The 1,641-nt window shown below is 25.1% G+C and carries 3 protein-coding genes; 1 reads left to right on the top strand and 2 read right to left on the bottom strand.

Annotated elements, in window-relative coordinates; all coding sequences use genetic code 4:
* Nucleotides 1-272, bottom strand: a 272-nt coding sequence (locus EHV01_RS05310) for a hypothetical protein (RefSeq protein ID WP_422066548.1), incomplete at its 3' end; no start/stop codon positions are given.
* Nucleotides 272-664: a hypothetical protein gene (locus EHV01_RS05315; protein WP_422066549.1), complete on the bottom strand. Its 393-nt coding sequence runs from the start codon at nucleotides 662-664 to the stop codon at nucleotides 272-274. The genes EHV01_RS05310 and EHV01_RS05315, both read right to left, overlap by 1 nt.
* A 222-nt stretch (nucleotides 665-886) precedes the next feature.
* Here EHV01_RS05315 and EHV01_RS05320 point away from each other — a divergent pair.
* The coding region (locus EHV01_RS05320; protein WP_422066550.1) for an IS30 family transposase at nucleotides 887-1,641 on the top strand (755 nt) is incomplete at its 3' end.

Below are 1,641 nucleotides of genomic sequence, written 5' to 3' on the forward strand. Positions count from 1 at the left end.
AGGATTAAACCAACTTTATCTAATGCATCTTGAATATCTTGTTGCATTTCAGCAGTATCAGCACTATTTAATCTAAAACCATATATTGCTATTTTTTTATCTTTATTAGCTAATACAACACAACTTAATAATGCTATTAATTCATCAATAGAGTATGTTTTACCCGCTTTCCGACTACCTGCTAAATTAATCTCATCAGCAATATATTCAGTATTGTTTAATAAGCTAATTACTATCTTATTAAGATAACTATATTCATATAACATTGCCATTATATCTTTCTCCCATCTGTTATGTTAATTACTGGGGGAGCATAATTTATTTCAGTTTCATTTTCACGGCCATAATACTGGGCATATACGGATACACCCCCCTTAGTTTCGTTTAAGAGATGTAATTTTATATTATTTTCTAATATTCTTATTTTCATTTTAAGTTCATTAAATGCTAATAAATTAGTGTCTTTTAAGGCATTATATTCATCTTCTTCTAAATTACAAAAGATTAATAAGGTTTCTTTTGTGGAAAGTTTGATATTATTTTCTTCACAATATTCATCAAATTTTATTAATTTATCTTTAATTTGCCGTTCTTTTACACTATTTCATCATTCTTTTGGTACCTTTTTTACTTGTAATTTACGCTTTTTTACCTCTTTTTGCATCTTTTTACCTCGTTAAAACCGTCACCATCTTACTATCATCTTTACAAAAATAAAAAAAGACTTTTTCAAGTCTCTATTTTTAGTAATTTTTAAACAAGTGATTAAGGGTTAGAAAATCCTACTTGTATAAATTACATCATCATCATAGCATCTTTTATTAAATTGTCAATAAAATTTTATTTTTTTAGTGTATAAAATAATACTAAGAAAGGGTTAGAATTTATGAAAAAAGAAAAGAAAAAATATAAACATACAGGTCTTGATCAAAGATATAATTTAAAAGAACATTTGGTAGCAGAAACATTTAAGAAAAAGAATGGTACACCTAATTTATCAAAAATAGCAAAAGTATTGGATAAAAGTCCTAACACAATCAGATTAGAAGTTAATAGACTGCAAGAAGAATACGATCCTGAAAAAGCAAATGATGATTATAAGAAAAAACGAAAAAAATCTATAAAATACACTACAATTTCAAAAAAAGTACTTAATTTTGTAAGGAAAATTTTAAGTAAAAAACGCTATTCACCGATGTTAATTATCTATGAATATGAAAAAAAGCATAATGAAAAGTTTCCATTTTCACATGTAACACTTTACAAATATATTGATCATGGGGTTTTTGATGAAGAAGATAATGAAATTAAGAAAAAATTACCATTTAAAGGTAAAAAGTTTAAAACAAAAAAGAGAAAAGATGATCGTGGTCAATTGACTAATATTAGATTTATTGAAGAAGCAGAACATGAAAAAGGAACTTTTGGATGATTTCAAATGGATTGTATTGTTGGTAAAGACCATCAATCAGCTTGTTTAACTTTTACCGAAGAAAAAAGTTTATATACGATTTGTTTTAAATTAGACCACCACAATTCAGAAGAGGTTAATAAAGCAATTAAAAGTATTTTTAAAAATAAACTTTATAAAGAAAATATAAAAGGAATTATAACTGATAGAGGAAAAGAATTTTCAAAWTA

It is taken from the genome of Spiroplasma sp. hy2, assembly GCF_044714365.1.
GTDB classification, from domain to species: domain Bacteria; phylum Bacillota_I; class Bacilli_A; order Mycoplasmatales; family Mycoplasmataceae; genus Spiroplasma; species Spiroplasma phoeniceum.